The 15,487-nt window shown below is 72.8% G+C and carries 15 protein-coding genes and 1 riboswitch; of the genes, 7 read left to right on the forward strand and 8 right to left on the reverse strand.

Annotated elements, in window-relative coordinates:
* Window positions 1-6: 6 nt before the first annotated feature.
* Entirely contained in the window at window positions 7-975 is a 969-nt protein-coding gene (locus tag ACN269_RS17380) for a Gfo/Idh/MocA family protein (protein WP_421473414.1), read from the forward strand.
* A gap of 52 nt (window positions 976-1,027) precedes the next feature.
* On the opposite strand, the gene ACN269_RS17385 is transcribed toward ACN269_RS17380, so the two are convergent.
* From ACN269_RS17385 to ACN269_RS17400, 4 genes are all read right to left on the reverse strand, one after another.
* On the reverse strand, window positions 1,028-2,035 hold the full coding sequence (locus tag ACN269_RS17385; RefSeq protein WP_421473415.1) for an inorganic phosphate transporter: 1,008 nt from the start codon (window positions 2,033-2,035) through the stop codon (window positions 1,028-1,030).
* Between the two features lie 4 nt (window positions 2,036-2,039).
* Complete coding sequence (locus ACN269_RS17390) at window positions 2,040-2,666, reverse strand: DUF47 domain-containing protein (protein WP_355050883.1); 627 nt, start codon at window positions 2,664-2,666, stop codon at window positions 2,040-2,042.
* Between the two features lie 127 nt (window positions 2,667-2,793).
* A complete protein-coding gene (locus tag ACN269_RS17395) occupies window positions 2,794-3,744 on the reverse strand; it encodes a PPK2 family polyphosphate kinase (protein ID WP_421473416.1) in 951 nt (316 codons plus the stop codon).
* Window positions 3,745-3,798: 54 nt separating this feature from the next.
* Complete coding sequence (locus tag ACN269_RS17400; RefSeq protein WP_421473417.1) at window positions 3,799-4,305, reverse strand: DUF402 domain-containing protein; 507 nt, start codon at window positions 4,303-4,305, stop codon at window positions 3,799-3,801.
* A 101-nt stretch (window positions 4,306-4,406) separates the two neighbouring features.
* Here ACN269_RS17400 and ACN269_RS17405 point away from each other — a divergent pair, with 101 nt between their 5' ends.
* Window positions 4,407-6,596, forward strand: a complete 2,190-nt coding sequence (locus ACN269_RS17405) for an ATP-dependent DNA helicase (RefSeq protein ID WP_421473418.1) — start codon at window positions 4,407-4,409, stop codon at window positions 6,594-6,596.
* Window positions 6,597-6,756: 160 nt separating this feature from the next.
* On the opposite strand, the gene ACN269_RS17410 is transcribed toward ACN269_RS17405, so the two are convergent.
* Window positions 6,757-8,055 (reverse strand): AI-2E family transporter, encoded by a 1,299-nt coding sequence (locus ACN269_RS17410; protein WP_421473419.1) that lies wholly within the window; start codon window positions 8,053-8,055, stop codon window positions 6,757-6,759.
* Between the two features lie 158 nt (window positions 8,056-8,213).
* Between ACN269_RS17410 and ACN269_RS17415 the strand changes: the two genes are divergently transcribed.
* On the forward strand, window positions 8,214-8,552 hold the full coding sequence (locus tag ACN269_RS17415; protein WP_421473420.1) for a GroES family chaperonin: 339 nt from the start codon (window positions 8,214-8,216) through the stop codon (window positions 8,550-8,552).
* Window positions 8,553-8,632: 80 nt separating this feature from the next.
* Window positions 8,633-8,800, forward strand: coding sequence for a hypothetical protein (locus ACN269_RS17420; RefSeq protein ID WP_192580151.1), 168 nt, complete (start codon window positions 8,633-8,635; stop codon window positions 8,798-8,800).
* Window positions 8,801-8,833: 33 nt separating this feature from the next.
* Here the strand turns inward: ACN269_RS17420 and ACN269_RS17425 are convergent, their stop codons facing one another.
* Complete coding sequence (locus ACN269_RS17425; protein ID WP_421473421.1) at window positions 8,834-10,312, reverse strand: PrsW family intramembrane metalloprotease; 1,479 nt, start codon at window positions 10,310-10,312, stop codon at window positions 8,834-8,836.
* Window positions 10,313-10,335: 23 nt separating this feature from the next.
* Window positions 10,336-10,456, forward strand: a riboswitch (SAM riboswitch).
* A 79-nt stretch (window positions 10,457-10,535) separates the two neighbouring features.
* Between ACN269_RS17425 and ACN269_RS17430 the strand changes: the two genes are divergently transcribed.
* A complete protein-coding gene (locus tag ACN269_RS17430; protein WP_421476390.1) occupies window positions 10,536-11,771 on the forward strand; it encodes an aminotransferase class V-fold PLP-dependent enzyme in 1,236 nt (411 codons plus the stop codon).
* 9 nt (window positions 11,772-11,780) lie between these two features.
* On the opposite strand, the gene ACN269_RS17435 is transcribed toward ACN269_RS17430, so the two are convergent.
* Window positions 11,781-13,046, reverse strand: a complete 1,266-nt coding sequence (locus tag ACN269_RS17435) for an FUSC family protein (RefSeq protein WP_421473422.1) — start codon at window positions 13,044-13,046, stop codon at window positions 11,781-11,783.
* A gap of 77 nt (window positions 13,047-13,123) precedes the next feature.
* On the opposite strand from ACN269_RS17435, the gene ACN269_RS17440 reads away from it, so the two are divergent.
* Window positions 13,124-13,774, forward strand: coding sequence for a metal-dependent phosphohydrolase (locus ACN269_RS17440; protein WP_421473423.1), 651 nt, complete (start codon window positions 13,124-13,126; stop codon window positions 13,772-13,774).
* On the opposite strand, the gene ACN269_RS17445 is transcribed toward ACN269_RS17440, so the two are convergent.
* Window positions 13,752-14,027, reverse strand: coding sequence for a DUF4031 domain-containing protein (locus tag ACN269_RS17445; protein ID WP_421473424.1), 276 nt, complete (start codon window positions 14,025-14,027; stop codon window positions 13,752-13,754). The two genes, ACN269_RS17440 and ACN269_RS17445, sit on opposite strands and share 23 nt — an antisense overlap.
* Before the next feature lie 56 nt (window positions 14,028-14,083).
* Between ACN269_RS17445 and ACN269_RS17450 the strand changes: the two genes are divergently transcribed.
* Window positions 14,084-15,484 carry an FAD-binding oxidoreductase gene (locus ACN269_RS17450; RefSeq protein ID WP_421473425.1) on the forward strand — a complete coding sequence of 467 codons (1,401 nt, stop codon included), beginning with the start codon at window positions 14,084-14,086 and terminating at the stop codon, window positions 15,482-15,484.
* Window positions 15,485-15,487 lie beyond the last annotated feature (3 nt).

Raw genomic sequence — 15,487 nt, forward strand, 5'->3', positions numbered from 1 at the left:
TCGGGCATGACTCGTTGGGGCATCCTGGCCACCGGCCACATCGCCAGCCGTTTCGCCGAAGACCTCCGGCTGGTGCCGGACGCCGAACTGGTCGCGGTCGGCTCCCGCTCCGCCGACAGCGCGCGGCGGTTCGCGGACACGTACGGCGCGCAGCGGGCGTACGGCTCCTGGGTGGAGCTGGCCGCCGACCCCGAGGTCGACGTGATCTACGTGGCCACTCCGCACGCCGCGCACCACGAGGCGGCGCTGACCTGCCTGACCGCCGGCCGCGCGGTGCTGTTGGAGAAGCCGTTCACCCTCGACCTGACCACCAGCACCGAGCTGGTGGACACCGCCCGCGCCGCCGGGGTCTTCCTCATGGAGGCCATGTGGATGCGGACCAACCCGATCATCCAGCGGGTGGTCCAGCTCGTCGCGGACGGCGCCATCGGCACGGTACGCAACGTGCGGGCCGACTTCGGGGTGGCCGGACCGTTCCCGCCGGAGCACCGGATGCGCAACCCGAAGCTCGGCGGGGGCGCGCTGCTCGACCTGGGGATCTACCCGATCAGCCTGGCGCACCTGCTGCTGGGCGTGCCGCAGCACATCCGTTCCTGGGCGCACCTGGGCCCGGAGGGCACCGACGAGAACACCGGCATCCTCCTTGGGTACGACAGCGGGGCGGTGGCCACGCTGAGCTGCGGCATGATCGGGGCGAGCACGTTGGCCGCCTCGATCACCGGCAGCACCGGCCGCATCGACCTGCCGGAGCCGTTCTTCCGGCCGGCCTCGCTGACCCTGTACCGGGACGGTGCCGAGCCCGAGACGATCACCGCCGAGGAGGCCGGCAACGGCTACCAGTACGAGGCGATCGAGGTGCAGCGCTGCCTGGCCGCCGGGCTGACCGAGAGCCCGGTGGTGCCGCACGCCACGACCCTGGAGGTGATGGCGCTGCTGGACACGGTCCGCGAGCAGATCGGCGTGCGCTACGAGTGATGCGCGAAACGGCCCCCGGACATTCGGGGGCCGTTCCGTGCACCGGAACCGGTCAGCCGAACAGCGGCCGGACCAGCAGGTAGGTGACACAGGCGATCAGCGCGGCCGCCGGGAACGTGATGACCCAGGCGATCACGATGTTGCCGGCGACGTTCCACCGAACAGCCGAGAGTCGCTTGGTCGCGCCCACGCCCATGATCGCCGAGGTGATCGTGTGGGTGGTGGAGATCGGGGCCTTGAGCACCAGGGCGTTGAAGTAGAGCACCGCGCTGGCCACCGTCTCGGCGGCGAAGCCCTCCGGCGGCCCGAGGTCGATGATCTTACGACCGAGGGTACGGATGATCCGCCAACCACCGGCGTACGTGCCGAGGGCCAGCATGGTGGCCGAGGTCCAGAAGACCCAGCCCGGGATGTGCGTCTTGCTCTCCTGGAAGCCGCCGGTGTAGAGCGCCAGGACCACGATGCCCATCGTCTTGGCGGCGTCCTGCATGCCGTGACCGACGGACATGGCGGCCGCGGACACGGTCTGCGCGTGGCGGAAACCCCGGTTGAGCTTGCCCGGCTGCCCCTTGCGGAACAGCCAGAGGATCGCCAGCATCAGCAGGTAACCGAGGGTGAGGCCGACGATCGGCGAGAGCACCATCGGCAGGATGATCTTCTCGCCGATGTTGCCCCACTGCACGATGCCGCCGGTGGACAGCAGGGTCGCGCCGACCAGGCCGCCGAAGAGCGCGTGCGAGGACGACGACGGCAGGCCGAAGTACCAGGTGATCAGGTTCCAGGCGATGGCCCCGAGCACCCCGGCGAAGACCACCCCGAGGCTGCTCACGCCCGTGGGGAGGGTGACCAGGCCGTCGCCGACGGTCTTGGCGACCCCGGCGCCGAAGTGGGCGCCGATGAAGTTGCCGACCGCGGCGAGGCCGAGGGCGATCCGGGGGGTCAGCGCGCGGGTCGAGACGCTTGTCGCGATCGCGTTGGCGGCGTCGTGGAAGCCGTTGGTGTAGTCGAACGCCAGGGCCACCGCGATCACCGCCAGTACGGCGATGAGTTCGGGAGTCACCGGTTCAGGACTCCTTGACCGCGATGGTCTCGACGGTGTTGGCCACGTGCTCGAAGGCGTCGCAGGCGGCTTCCAGCTCGTCGGCGACCTCCTTCATCTTCAGCACCGTCAACGCGTCGTACTCGCCGGAGAAGAGTCGGACGAGGAGCTGCCGGTTGATCCGGTCGCCCTCGTTCTCCAGCCGGTTGCACTCGATCCAGTAGTCCTCGAGGTCCTTCATCGACTGGAGCCTGGGCATCGCCTCGGCCGTCAGCTTGGCCTGCTGGTCGAGCACGTTGACCATCTCGTGCAGCTCGCGGGGCAGCGCCGGCAGCTCGGTCAGCCCGTACAGGTAGAGCAGGTCGCCGACCGCCTCCAGGTGGTCCATCACGTCGTCGAGCAGCGAGCCGAGCCGGTAGATGTCCTCCCGGTCGAACGGCGTGATGAAGGTCGAGTTGATCTTCTTGTAGAGGTCGTGCGTGATCTGGTCGCTGTCGTGCTCGACCTCGGTCAGCCGCTCGCTGACCGACTGCACGTCGACGCCGGGCAGGGCCAGTTCGTTCAGCAGCGTGGTGCCCCGGACCAGGTTCTGCGCGGCCCTGGTGAAGAGCTCGTAGAAGGCGCCCTCGGTGGGGCGGAAGGAAAACTTCACAGCACAGACCTCGTCGCGTCGGTGGAAGGGTGGCGGCGTCCGTGGGCGTCCGCTCGGTGAATGCTAGGAAACGCCGGAACCGCGAATTCGCCGGCCCACCCCTGGTCGGACCACATTCACCGGCCGTTCACCTAGTGTTCACCTCCGGCGTCCCAACCGTCCCCGCTCCCCCAGCGGCCAACCGATCGCGCTCGTGCGCCACGTCGAAATCCGCAGGCGGATACCCCAGACGCAGCGTGTCGAACGTCTCCCGGAGCAGATGGGCCACCGCCCAGTCCCGGTACCACTTGCGGTCCGCCGGCACCACGAACCACGGCGCGGCGTCCGTGCCGCACCGGCTCAGAGCCTCGGCGTACGCGGCCTGGTAGTCGTCCCAGTGCGACCGGGAGTCGACGTCCGACGGGTTGTACTTCCAGTGCTTACGCGGGTCCGTGAGCCGTTCCAGCAGCCGCTCGCCCTGCTCGGCGTACGAGATGTGCAGCATCACCTTGATCAGGGTCACCCCATCGTCGGTCAGCTCCCGCTCGAAGGAGTTGATCTCGTCGTAGCGGGCCCGCCAGATCGCCTCCGGCACCAGCGCGCCGACCCGGGCGATCAGCACGTCCTCGTAGTGCGACCGGTTGAACATGCCCACGTACCCGGCCGGCGGCAGCTCCCGGCGGATCCGCCAGAGGAAGTCGTGTCGCAATTCCTCCTCGGTCGGCGGCCCGAACGAGCGGATGTGCAGGCCCAGCGGGTTCATCGCGCCCGCCACCCGCTTGATCGTGCCGTCCTTGCCGCCGCAGTCCATGGCCTGGAGCACCAGCAGCACCCGCCGCGCCGGGTGCGTCGACCCGGCCTTCGCCATGGCGAACAGCATCTCCTGCTGACGGCCCAACTCCTCGCCGATCAGTTCCACCTGCGCCCGGGCCCAGCTCTTGCGGCGTTCGCCCATCTCCTCGGCGGCCGGCAGGCCGGGCGTGGACCGGGGATCGATCGCGGCGAGATCAACCGGCGCGGTGACCCGCAACAGGTCCCGCACGGACCCACCCTGCGGCGCCACGATCTGGCCGTCCTGCTCTTGCCGGGGTTCGCTCATCCGAGGATCATCGCCCACCCGCGCGCCATCCGCCCGGCGAGGCGCGACGCCGGCTCAGACCACCAGGGCCAACCACTTGCGGTACGAGGTGGCGAACGGCTCCGTGCCGTCGCCGAGCGCGCCGTACAACCACCGGGCCGCCGCCTCGGCCTCGACCACCACGTCGTCCGGGTAGCCGAAGCGGGCCCGGTGCTCGGCGAACTCGTCCTCGTCCAGCAACTCCACCAGGCCGGTAGCACGCCGACGGACCACGTCCAGGTCGAGATCGATCAGATGGACGGTGTCGTCGGACTCCCAACGGGCCGGGGTGGCGATGTCGCAGTAGACCTCGCTGGTGCGCGGCGGGGGGTTGAACATGCACGTCCACCACGCGTGGTGCGGCACCAGCAGGACGAAGGGGATCTTCTCCACCGACGGCCGGCCGTGGTAGACCGACTCGGTGCCGAACGGAACGCCGAGCCAGACGCCGAGATCGTCCTCGGTGAGACGGCGGGCCGGGTAGTCGCGGTGCGCGCTGCCGTCGTACTTGCGGTAGATCACTCGGACTACGTCGCTCGGCATGATTCGCACCCTAACCGATAGCGCCCACACGTCGTAGTGCCGCCGTAACCGGACGGCACCGGCCAGCGAGGTCGACGGATGGGTATCCGCCACGCGGGCGGATGGGCGCGGGCGGTGTCGGCGGCGGCGGGTACCGTCGCACGGTGACTCCGCCCCGCACCGCCACCGGTTCCGCCACCCCCTCGGCCCGTGGCGCGGGCCGGCGGCGGGGCGCCCGTCCCAGCGGCACGGAGCTGCTCGCGGCGGCGGTCGGCGCGGTCCCCGGTGGCACGGCACGCCCCGGCCAGCAGCAGATGACCACCGCCATCGAGGAGTGCGTGACCAGCGGCGAGCACCTGCTCGTGCAGGCGGGCACCGGCACCGGAAAGTCCCTGGCCTACCTCGCGCCCGCCCTCACCGTGGACGGTCCGGTGGTGGTCTCCACGGCCACGCTGGCGTTGCAGTCCCAACTCGTCGACCACGACCTGCCCCGACTGGCCGACGCGGTCGAGCCGCTGCTCGGTCGCCGGCCCACGTTCGCGGTGCTCAAGGGTCGCCACCACTATCTCTGCCTGGCCCGACTGGACAACTCCACGGCCGACGAACCGGAGGACACCCTCTTCGACGCCCCGGCCGCCCGCCCCGGCGGCGGCACGAAGTGGCTCGGCGAGGCCGGCCGGATCGGCAAGCAGATCGAGCGCCTGCGTGACTGGGCCGAGAAGACCGACACCGGCGACCGCGACGAGCTGGACCCGGGCGTCGACGACCAGGCGTGGCGACTGGTCTCCATGCCGTCGCGGGAGTGCGTCGGCGCGACCCGCTGCCCGTTCGGGGCGGAGTGCTTCGCCGAGGCGTCCCGGGCCCGCGCCCGCGAGGCCGACATCGTGGTGACAAACCACAGCCTCCTCGCGGTGGACATGCTGGCCGACCGGCACATCGTCCCGCCGCACAAGCTGCTGATCGTCGACGAGGCGCACGAGCTGGCCGACCGGGTCTCCTCCGCCGCCCAGGCCGAGCTGGTGCCGGAGATGATCGACCGGTCCACCAAACGTGCCCGCACGCTGCTCCGGCCGGAGACGGCCGACGCGCTCACCGCCGCCGGTGACGCCCTCGCCGTCGGGCTGGCCGAGGCGCCGGCCGGTCGCCTCACCGCCGGTCTGCCGACACCGCTGCGCGAGGCGTGCACCCTGCTCGACTCGGCCACCCGCGCCGCCCTGGACGCCATCGGCGACATCAAGTCCGACGACCCCGACCCGGTCCGTAAGCAGCAGGCCAAGGCCGCGATGGACGACCTCTCCACCACCGCCCAGCGGCTCCTCGAAGAGGCCGACCACGACGTGGCCTGGGTGGAGAAGAACGACAGCGGCAACCGGCGGGCCCTCGTGGTCGCGCCACTGTCGGTCGCCGGCACCCTCGCCGCCCACCTGTACGACGAACGCACCGTGGTCGCCACCTCGGCAACCCTGGCGCTCGGTGGCCGGTTCGACACCGTGGCCCGCGCCCTCGGCCTGGACGCGCCACCGGTCCCCGCATCGCCGGCCGCCGCCTCGCTGGCCGCCCGCACGGGCGCGGGCCGCCCGGCCGCCGAGACACCGGGTCGCCGGCTGGCCGACGCCGCCACCGTCCCGGCCACCGAGGGCCCGGGCTGGCGGTCGCTCGACGTGGGCTCGCCGTTCGACTACGCACGACAGGGCATCCTGTACGTCGCCGCGCACCTGCCCCGGCCCAGCGTGTCCGGGCTGCCCGACGCCGCCGGTGCGGAGCTGCTCGGGCTCGTCGAGGCGCTCGGTGGTCGTACCCTCGGGCTCTTCTCCTCCCGACGGGCCGCGACGCAGGCGGCGGAGCTGCTGCGCGCGCGGACCGACCTGCCGGTGTTGTTGCAGGGCGAGGAGGCGCTGCCGCTGCTGGTCCGCCGGTTCCGTGAGGAGCGGTCGAGCTGCCTCTTCGGAGTGATGTCGCTCTGGCAGGGGGTGGACGTGCCCGGCGACGCCTGCCAGCTCGTGGTCATCGACCGGCTGCCCTTCCCCCGGCCCGACGAGCCGCTGGCGGCGGCCCGCGCGGCCGCCGTGGACGCGGGCGGCGGCTCCGGCTTCGCGGCGGTCAGCGTGCCGATCGCCGCGGTACGGCTGGCGCAGGGCGTGGGCCGGCTGATCCGGGCCACCGGCGACAAGGGGGTCGTCGCGGTGCTCGACTCGCGCCTGGAAACGGCCCGGGGCTACGGCCCGTTCCTACGCCGGTCCCTCCCCCCGTTCTGGTACACGACCCGCCCCGAGGTAGCCCGAGGCGCCCTGGAACGCCTAGCCAAGACCTAACCCACCCCAGCACCCCCGCGCCCGCGCCCGCGCCCGCGCCGATCTTGCAGTTTCGGTTGCCGACTTGGGCGGTTCGGCACCATTTGTCGCCACCGAAAGTGCAAGATCGCGGGATCAGGAGCGGGGGCGGGGGCCGGGGGCCGGGGTGGGGGTGGGAGGGTCAGGGGGCTTGGGAGGCTACTACCACGGCGTCGGGTGGGGTGTCGGGGACCGTGCGGGCGGCCAGTCGGCGTACCGCGGTGTTCAGCACCGCGATCAGTGGCACGGAGACCAACGCGCCGGTGATGCCCGCGAGCACCACGCCGGCCGCGATCCCGATGATCACCGCGAGCGGGTGGATGGCCACCGCCCGACCCATGATGAGGGGCTGGAGCACGTGCCCCTCGACCTGCTGCACACCGATCACCGCGCCCAGGATGATCAGCGCCGTGACCGGGCCGCTGTCGACGAGTGCCACCAACACGGCGACACCGCCGGAGAGCGCCGCGCCGACGATCGGGATGAACGCGCCGAGGAACACCAGGGCGGCCAGCGGGAAGGCGAACGGCACGTCGAAGATGACCAGGAAGATGCCGATGCCGACGGCGTCGATGAAGGCCACGAGCACGGTCGCGCGGACGTACGCGACGAGGGTCTGCCAGGCGGCCCGCCCGGCGTCGTCGACCTTCCAGCGGGCGGCCACCGGCAGCAGCCGGACGAGGAACCGCCAGATCCGGTTGCCGTCACGCAGGAAGAAGAACGTCGCGAACAGCACCAGCAGCGTGCCGGTCAGCACCTCCGCCAGCGTCGCCGCGGTGCTCAGCGCGCCGCTGGTGAACTTCGAGGTGTTGTCGTTGATCCAGCCCTGCGCCTCGTCGATGTAGCGGTCGAGCTGCGTGTCGGACAGGTGCAACGGACCCGTCTTCAGCCAGTTCTGAATCTGCCGCACGCCCTGCGACGACTTTTCGCTCAGCTCCGGCACACCCTGGATGAACTCGTTGACCACCAGGGTCAGCGTGCCGATGACGGCCGCCAGGCCGCCGACCAGCACCACGGCCGTCGCCATCGAACGGGGCAGCCGGGCCCGCAGCAGCCACCCCACGGCCGGGGCGAGCAGGGCCGAGAGCAGCAACGCGATGGCCAACGGGATGATCACGATCCGGACCGTGCCGACGATCCGGAGCAACGCCCAGGCCACCACGCCGATCACGATCAACCGCCAGCACCAGGCGGCGGCGATCCGCAGGCCGTGTGGCACGTCGGCGTCGTCCCGGCTGGACGTCGAGGTGTGCAGGTCCACCGGCGGCTCCGCGCCGACGACCGTGGCCTTCGCCGGGGCGGCGGGACCGGGGACGGCCGGCGAGGCGATTCCAGGCGACTCCGGGGCGTCGCTCGGCGTCTCCTGGGCGGCGCGAACCGACTGCTGTCCTGACTGGTAGGCGCGGCGCAGCCGCCCGCGTACCCGCTCGAAGCGGCTCAAGCGCACCTCCTGGCGAAAGAATCGTCCGCCCACGGCGACAGGTCGGACAGCATACGTCCGTTCCCGACACGGTAGGGCAGTTCCGCCACACAATGCCCGCACGACCATGGGCGTAACCACCGGCGGCCGGTCACCTGCGACACGGTAGCGTCTGCCCCGTGACCGCCGACCAGGATCTCGACTCCGGCCTGCCGATCCGCCTGCTGCACGACCGCGTGCTGGTGCGGATGGAGGGCAGCGAGGGCGAGCGTCGTTCCACCGCTGGCATCGTCATCCCGGCGACCGCAGCGGTCGGCAAGCGCCTCGCGTGGGCCACCGCCGTGGGTGTGGGGCCGAACGTCCGCGCCATCGTCTCCGGCGACCGGGTGCTCTTCGACCCCGACGACCGCTCCGAGGTCGAGTTGCACGGCCGCGGGTACGTGCTGCTGCGCGAGCGCGACGTGCACGCCGTCGCCGCCGAACGGGTGGAGAACGACTCCACCGGCCTCTACCTGTAGACCTCCCCGGGCCCGGCCGCGCCGTTTGTCGGACCGTACGACGGGAAGCCAGCCGGCGACCGTGGCCCTGGGGAGGGACGATGCCGGTATTCGTAAAGAAACTGCTGACCTGGGGCAGCGTCGCTTTTCTGATCTACTTCATGGCGTTCCGGCCGGACGGCGCGGCGCAGATGTTCAAGGCGATCGGCGCGGCGTTGGTCGCCATGGCCCAAGGACTCGGCGACTTCCTCACCACCCTGATGACCTGACCCCGTCGGCCGCGCCGGTAACGCCCGCCGCGCTCAGGCGTTACCGGGCGGCCACGGCGCGGCGGGGCGCAGACCCTGCCAGCCGGCCGGCGGATAGCCGACCGAGGGCGGCGGCGCGAGCACCACCGGGATGGGCACCACCGGCTCGTCGGGCGCGGACACCGATCGCTGCGTGCCGTCGGGAAAGCGCAGGTGGTACTGGCTGCCGTCCCAGACACCGGCCGGGGCCTGCGGGTCACGGCCCACGAAGTACGACCGGTACGCGGTGATCGCCTCCAGGAGCTGCCGCTCCTCGACGGCGGTCCGGTCCCGGTCGGCCGGCTTACGGTCCAGACCACGCAGCGACCCGTCGCGCAGCAGGGCCAGCCGGGTCGCCGCGAGCTGGTAACCGCGCATCGCCCGCACCCCGGCATCGCCCGCGACCCGCCGTGCCCAGGTCCGGGCGGCGTGCCGACGACCCAGGCTGCTGAGGGCGGCCACCTCGGGCGGGCTCAACCAGCCGGCGCGTACGTAGTCCGGCAGCGTCCGCTCGGTGAGCCGCCCCTCCCAGGCGCGCAGCCACACGGCCAGCCCGACGGTGCCGAAGAAGACCGGCACCATCAGGCCCAGGAAGCCGTACAGCATGATCACCGCCTCGCCGGTGGCCTGGGTGAGCGTGGGCAGCAGGTTCCACGTGCCGTGCAGCATCATCGCGAGCAGCAGGCCGGCGATCGGGGCCAGCACCCGCACCCGCCGGTCGGCGCTCCGGGAGGCCACGCCGAGCCCCAGACCGGTCATCGAGGTGAAGAGGGGATGGGCGAACCCGAACAGCAGGATCCGCACGATGAAGATGGCGATCACCTGCTGGGTGCCGGTCGCCGGGCCGTACCGGTCGGCGCCGGCCGCGTAGCCGTACCCGCCCAGGTAGAGGATGTTCTCCACCATGGCGAAACCGACCGCGGAGAGCCCGCAGTAGACCAGGCCGTCGGTGATCCCGGACCACTCCCGCCGCCGGAACAGCAGCAGCAGGATCGGGCCGAGCGCCTTGGTCAACTCCTCGATGAACGGCGCCACCAGCACGGCGGTGAGCGCCTCCGGCAGCCCCCAGTCGGCGAACCGCCCGGCGGCGAACTCGTTCACGTTCAGCGAGGCGGCGGTGGAGACGAACGCACCCCAGGCGAAGCAGAAGATCAGGTATTTCAGGGGTTCCGGTTCGTACCGGTCGAGCCAGAGGAAGCAGGCGACCAGCACCGGCACCGGCAGGATCGCGGCGCCCACCCCGATGAGCAGCGCGTTGAGCCCCAGCGACTGACCGAGCGTGATGACCATGAAGACCGCGCACGCGGCGATGAGCAGCACCACCGCGGCCAGCACCACGAACCGCAGCCAGCCGAAGCGGCGCGGCGGGATCCCGGGTGACCCGCCGACGGGCGGGGCCGCCGGCGGGTGCGGCGGCGACGGCAGGGGGGCACCGGGCGGGGTGTCGGCCATGCGGTCAGCGTAGCCATCCCCCGCCGGCTGGTCCGGCCGCATCCACAGCCGCTATGCTGCCCGCAGGTCACGAGCGCCAGCGTCAAGCCCCGGCTTGCTGGCCGGCAACCCTCGTCGAGTTCGCGGTGGGGTGCCCCGGGTGATGACCGGGCCCAGCCCGATCGGCGTGCTGGGCAAGCGCGGACCCCGTCCCGACAGCACACCCGGGGTCCCTGACCCCGGAGGTTCCGGCGTGTCCGTCACCCTCGTACCCTCGCTGCCCAGCCTGCCCGCCGTCGCGTCGCCGCGGTCGGCGGCGCTCGACGTGCTGGGCGTACCCGGCGAGATCAACCTCGACTACGCGGCCACCGCGCCGTGCGCGCGGGCCGCGGCCGACGCGGTCACCGAACTGCTGCCCTGGTACGCCAGCGTGCACCGGGGCGCCGGAGCGCTGTCGCGGCGCTGCACGCTGGCGTACGAGCGGGCCCGGCAGACGATCGGGGACTTCTTCGGCGCGAGCGCGGACGATCACGTGGTCTTCACCCGCAACACCACGGACGCGCTCAACCTACTGGCCCGCTCGTTGCCGGTCGGCACGACGGTGGTGACCTTCGCCGGTGAGCACCACGCGAACCTGCTGCCCTGGCCGCGCGGCTCGGTACGCCTGCCGGTGCCCGCCAACCCGGCCGGGGCGGTACGCGCTCTCGCCGCCGCACTGACCGAACTGCGCCGCGACAGCAACCCCGCGCTGCCGGTGCTGGTCGCGGTGACCGGGGCGAGCAACGTGACCGGTGAGCTGTGGCCGGTCGCCGAGCTGGCCCGGGTGGCCCACCGGCACGGCGCCCGGATCGTCCTCGACGCGGCGCAGCTCGCCCCGCACGCCCCGGTCGACAAGCACGCGCTCGACGTGGACTACCTGGCCGTCTCGGGCCACAAGCTGTACGCCCCGTTCGGCGCGGGTGTGCTCGTCGGCCGGGCGGACTGGCTGGACGCCGCCCCGCCCTACCTGGCCGGCGGCGGGGCGACCAGCCACGTCGGGCCGGCCACCCACGACGTGACCTGGGCGACCGGCCCGGCCCGACACGAGGGCGGCACCCCCAACCTGCTCGGCGCGGTGGCGTTGGCGGCGGTGTGCGCGGCGTTGACCGACGCCGACCGGGTCGCGCTCGCTGCCCGCGAGGAGGCGTTGCTGGCCCGGCTACGCGCCGGACTCGCGGCCCTGCCGCACGTGGTGGAGTTGCGGACCTTCGGTCCGGACGCGCCCCGGGTCGGCATCGTGTCGTTCGTGGTCGCCGGTCAGGACTCGGCCACGGTGGCCGCCCGGCTCGCCGCCGAGCACCACATCGGCGTACGGGACGGGTTGTTCTGCGCCCACCCGCTGGCCCGGCGGCTGCTCGACGAGGCCGCCACGCGTACCGGCCGGAAGGACCTTCCGCCGACCGCGCTGCGTGCCAGCATCGGTCTGGGCAGCACCGCCGCCCAGGTCGACCGGCTGCTCACGGCGCTCGCCGGGTTGGCCTGAGCCCCGCGTTCAGCCGACCGGCGGGGCGGTGGGTGGCTTCGGCGCGTCGCCCGGCTCGGCGGGTTCACCCACCGGCCGCTCCTGGTCCCCGAAGGAGGTGCGGATGCAGCGGTTCGCCTCCTCCTGTTCGATGCCGGAGGCCACCAGCAGGTCGCTGGCCGTGGTACGGATCTGGGCGACCACGACGCTGCCGGAGAAGCCGACGCCGGCCCCGTACGCGCGGCCGGCCTCGCTGACGGCCCGCAGCGACCGCTCCCGCGCCTTCTGTGGCTCCTCCCCCGCCGCGAACTCGTGTTTGAGCAGCCGGACCGACTCGGCGAGGTGGCCGATCGCGTCCGGCATGGTGTCGGGCACCGGCTCGTCGTCCTCGATCAGGGTGACGGACCGGCGGATCAGCGTGCCGGAGTTGCGCATCGCGCGGTCGATCGGGTCGGCGGCCTCCGCGTAGTGGACGAGTTCGTCGCGGCGGTGCCAACGGGCCGGTGACAGGGTGGCCGTCTCCTTCGCGCCCTCGATCGCCTCGGTCAGGGTGGCCAGCTCGTTCTTGTTGTCCCGCAGCCGTTCCAGCGCCCGCTGGATGGTGGCGCGGTCCCGGCCGCGTAACCCGTCGGCGGTGGCGTCGAGCTGCGCCGCGAGCAGGTCCAACGCGGGCCGGGCGGCCCGGTTGATCACCCGGAGCGGGTTCAGCGGCAGCAGCACCGCCGTGACCAGCAACGCGACGCCGCCGCCCAGGAACGCGTCGACGAAGCGGGGGATCTCCAGGTTCTGGGTGGACGGGCTCAGCGTCACGATCAGCACCGCCGTGGCCGCCGCCTGGATGACGATGGCCACGCTGGCCCCGGCGAAGATGGTGAGCAGGATCGCCACCGTGACCACCAGCCCGAGCTGCCAGGCGCCGGTGCCGAGGAAGTAGATCAGCAGATCGCCGACGGCCACCCCGACGCCCACCCCGACGATCAGCTCCACGGTCCGGCGGAACCGCTGGCCCACCGAGGCGGCCAGGGTGCCGACCGCGGAGATCGGCGCGAAGACCGGTTGCGGGTTGCCGAGCACCTTGTGGGAGACGAGGTACGCCAGGCCGGCCGCCAAGCCGGCCTGGACCGCCAGCCCACCGGCCATCCGCACCCGGTGCAGCCGGTCGTGCAGGGTGGCCCGGCCGCGGTGCTTGAGCTGCTCGGTGGCCTCGGCGATGCGCGCCCCGTCGACGTCCACCAGTCCGTCGCGCAGTGGCGCACGCCGCACCACCGGAGGTCTCTTGTCCCGGGCCGCCGCCATGGGCGCGACTACCCGTGGCAGACCCGCTGAATCCTCCCGCAGGCGTTCGGTGTGCGCGGATGCGGCAGACTCGGGCGGTGGCCGATCTGCTGGAGCGGTGGCGGGCGGCGGCGCACGGCGCCGGCGCACGACCGGACGAGCACGCGACCGTGACCGGTGAGCGGCTGCTCGCCCGCTGGCGGGAGCCGCACCGGCACTACCACACCGTCACCCACCTGACCGCCGTACTCGACGTGGTGGACCGCCATGCCGGGCTGGCCGAGCGGCCCGACCTGGTCCGGTTGGCGGCCTGGTGCCACGACGCGGTCTACGACCCCCGGGCCGCCGGTGAAGCCAACGAACGGGACAGCGCGGAACTGGCCGGGAACCTGCTCACCGGGCTCGGGGTGCCGGAGCCCGCGGTGACCGAGGTCCGCCGACTGGTCCTGCTCACGGCCGGGCACCGGGTGTCGGCGGAGGACTCCGACGGCGCGCTGCTCTGCGACGCCGACCTCGCCGTGCTGGCGGCCCCGCCGGCCGTCTACGACCGCTACGCGGCGGCCGTCCGACGGGAGTACGCGCACGTGCCCGACCCGGCCTTCCGCAGCGGCCGGGCCGGCGTCCTCACCGGGCTGCTGGAGCTGCCCGCGCTGTTCCGGCTGCCGCCGCTGGCGCAGCGGTGGGAGGTGCCGGCCCGCGACAATCTCCGTCGTGAGCTGGCCACTCTCACCGGGTCGGCGAATCGTTGAGGTGCTTCGGGCGGCGCAGACCGGCGTCGCGCAGCAGCCGGACCAGTTCCCGGCTCGGCACCACCCGCGCGCCGAGCCACACCGCCGCCGCGAAGCGATCGGCCGGGATGTCGTAGTGGTCCCGGTCGAAGCCGCGTCGGGGTGCGCCCAACGTCTCGGCGAAGGCGTGCAACTCGGCGTAGGAGACGTCGCTGATCAGGTGCGACCAGAGCCGACCGCGCCACGGCCAGGCAGGCCGGTCCAGGTAGAGCATGTCGCCAAAGCTAACCCGCGTTGATGACCGCTGACACACGGCTTAGCCTCGGCGGCATGGCCCCCACCGGACTCCTCGACGACCTGCGCGCCGCCCTGGGCGAGAACGCCGTGCTCACCGACCCGGACCTGCTGCGCGTGCACCAGCGCGACGAGGCCGACCTCTGCGCTGCCGGCGTACCCCTCGTGGTGACCCGTCCCCGGACGACCGAGCAGGTGGTCGCGGTGGTCCGGGCGGCGGCCCGGCACGGCGTACCGGTCGTGCCGCAGGGCGCGCGGACCGGGCTGGCCGGCGCGGCGAACGCGGTGGACGGTTCGGTGGTGCTCAGCACCGTCGCGATGGACGAGATCCGGGAGATCGACCCGGTGAGCCGGATCGCGGTAGTCCAGCCGGGCGTGGTCAACGCCGCGCTGGCGCAGGCGGTCGCCAAGCAGGGACTCTGGTACCCGCCGGATCCCGGCTCCTGGGAGTCGTCGACGATCGGCGGCAACGTGGCCACCAATGCGGGCGGCATGTGCTGCGTGAAGTACGGCGTGACCACCGAGTACGTGCTGGGCCTGGAGGTGGTGCTCGCCTCCGGTGAGGTGCTGCGCACCGGCCGGCGTACCGCGAAGGGGGTGGCGGGCTACGACCTGACGCGGCTCTTCGTCGGCTCGGAGGGCACCCTCGGCGTGATCACCGAGGTGACGGTGGCGCTGCGGCCCGCACCGGCCGACTCGTTGACCCTGGTGGCGGTCTTCGGATCCACCGCGGCGGCGGGTGCGGCGGTGGCCCAGATCGCCGCGCGGGGCCTCACCCCCAGCCTGTTGGAGTTGCTGGACCAGACCCACCTGCGGGCGATCGAGGCGTACCGGCCGATGGGTCTGCGGACCGACGCCCAGGCCCTGCTGCTGGCCGCCGCCGACACCGGTGACCGGGCGGCCGACGACCTGGCCGCCGTGGCGCAGGTGTGCGAGACGGCCGGCGCCGAGGAGGTCTACGCGGCCACCGACGCGCTGGAGGCGGCGGCGTTGTTGCAGGCCCGCCGGCTGGCCCATCCGGCGATGGAGAAGTTCGCGGCCGACACCCACCCCGGTGGAAGCGGCGGCCTGGTTATCGACGACGTCGCGGTGCCGCGCGGTGCGCTCGCCGCGCTGCTCGACGGGGTAGCCCGGATCGCGGCGGAGTGCGAGGTGCCGATCGGCGTGGTGGGGCACGCCGGGGACGGCAACATGCATCCGAACATCGTCGTCGACCGGGCCGACCCGGCGAGCGTGGAGCGAGGTCGGCGGGCGTTCGACGAGATCATGCGCCTCGGCCTGGACCTGGGCGGCACCTGCACCGGTGAGCACGGCGTGGGCCTGCTCAAGCGGGACTGGTTGGCGCGGGAGATCGGCCCGGTCGGCGTCCGGGTGCACCAGGCGATCAAGTCGGCGCTGGACCCGGCCGGCCTGCTCAACCCCGGCAAGGTGCTCTGACGG

This window comes from Micromonospora sp. WMMD736 (assembly GCF_049179015.1).
Classification (GTDB): domain Bacteria; phylum Actinomycetota; class Actinomycetes; order Mycobacteriales; family Micromonosporaceae; genus Micromonospora.

Bases quoted from the DNA above. Each gene is read 5' to 3' on its own strand.
- ACN269_RS17380 (WP_421473414.1), top strand. From the start codon at position 7: ATGACTCGTTGGGGCATCCTGGCCACCGGCCACATCGCCAGCCGTTTC.
- ACN269_RS17395 (WP_421473416.1), bottom strand. From the start codon at position 3,744: ATGAGCGAACCCCGGCAAGAGCAGGACGGCCAGATCGTGGCGCCGCAG.
- ACN269_RS17400 (WP_421473417.1), bottom strand. From the start codon at position 4,305: ATGCCGAGCGACGTAGTCCGAGTGATCTACCGCAAGTACGACGGCAGC.
- ACN269_RS17405 (WP_421473418.1), top strand. From the start codon at position 4,407: ATGGGCGCGGGCGGTGTCGGCGGCGGCGGGTACCGTCGCACGGTGACT.
- ACN269_RS17420 (WP_192580151.1), top strand. From the start codon at position 8,633: ATGCCGGTATTCGTAAAGAAACTGCTGACCTGGGGCAGCGTCGCTTTT.
- ACN269_RS17425 (WP_421473421.1), bottom strand. From the start codon at position 10,312: ATGCGGCCGGACCAGCCGGCGGGGGATGGCTACGCTGACCGCATGGCC.
- ACN269_RS17435 (WP_421473422.1), bottom strand. From the start codon at position 13,046: ATGGCGGCGGCCCGGGACAAGAGACCTCCGGTGGTGCGGCGTGCGCCA.
- ACN269_RS17445 (WP_421473424.1), bottom strand. From the start codon at position 14,027: ATGCTCTACCTGGACCGGCCTGCCTGGCCGTGGCGCGGTCGGCTCTGG.
- ACN269_RS17450 (WP_421473425.1), top strand. From the start codon at position 14,084: ATGGCCCCCACCGGACTCCTCGACGACCTGCGCGCCGCCCTGGGCGAG.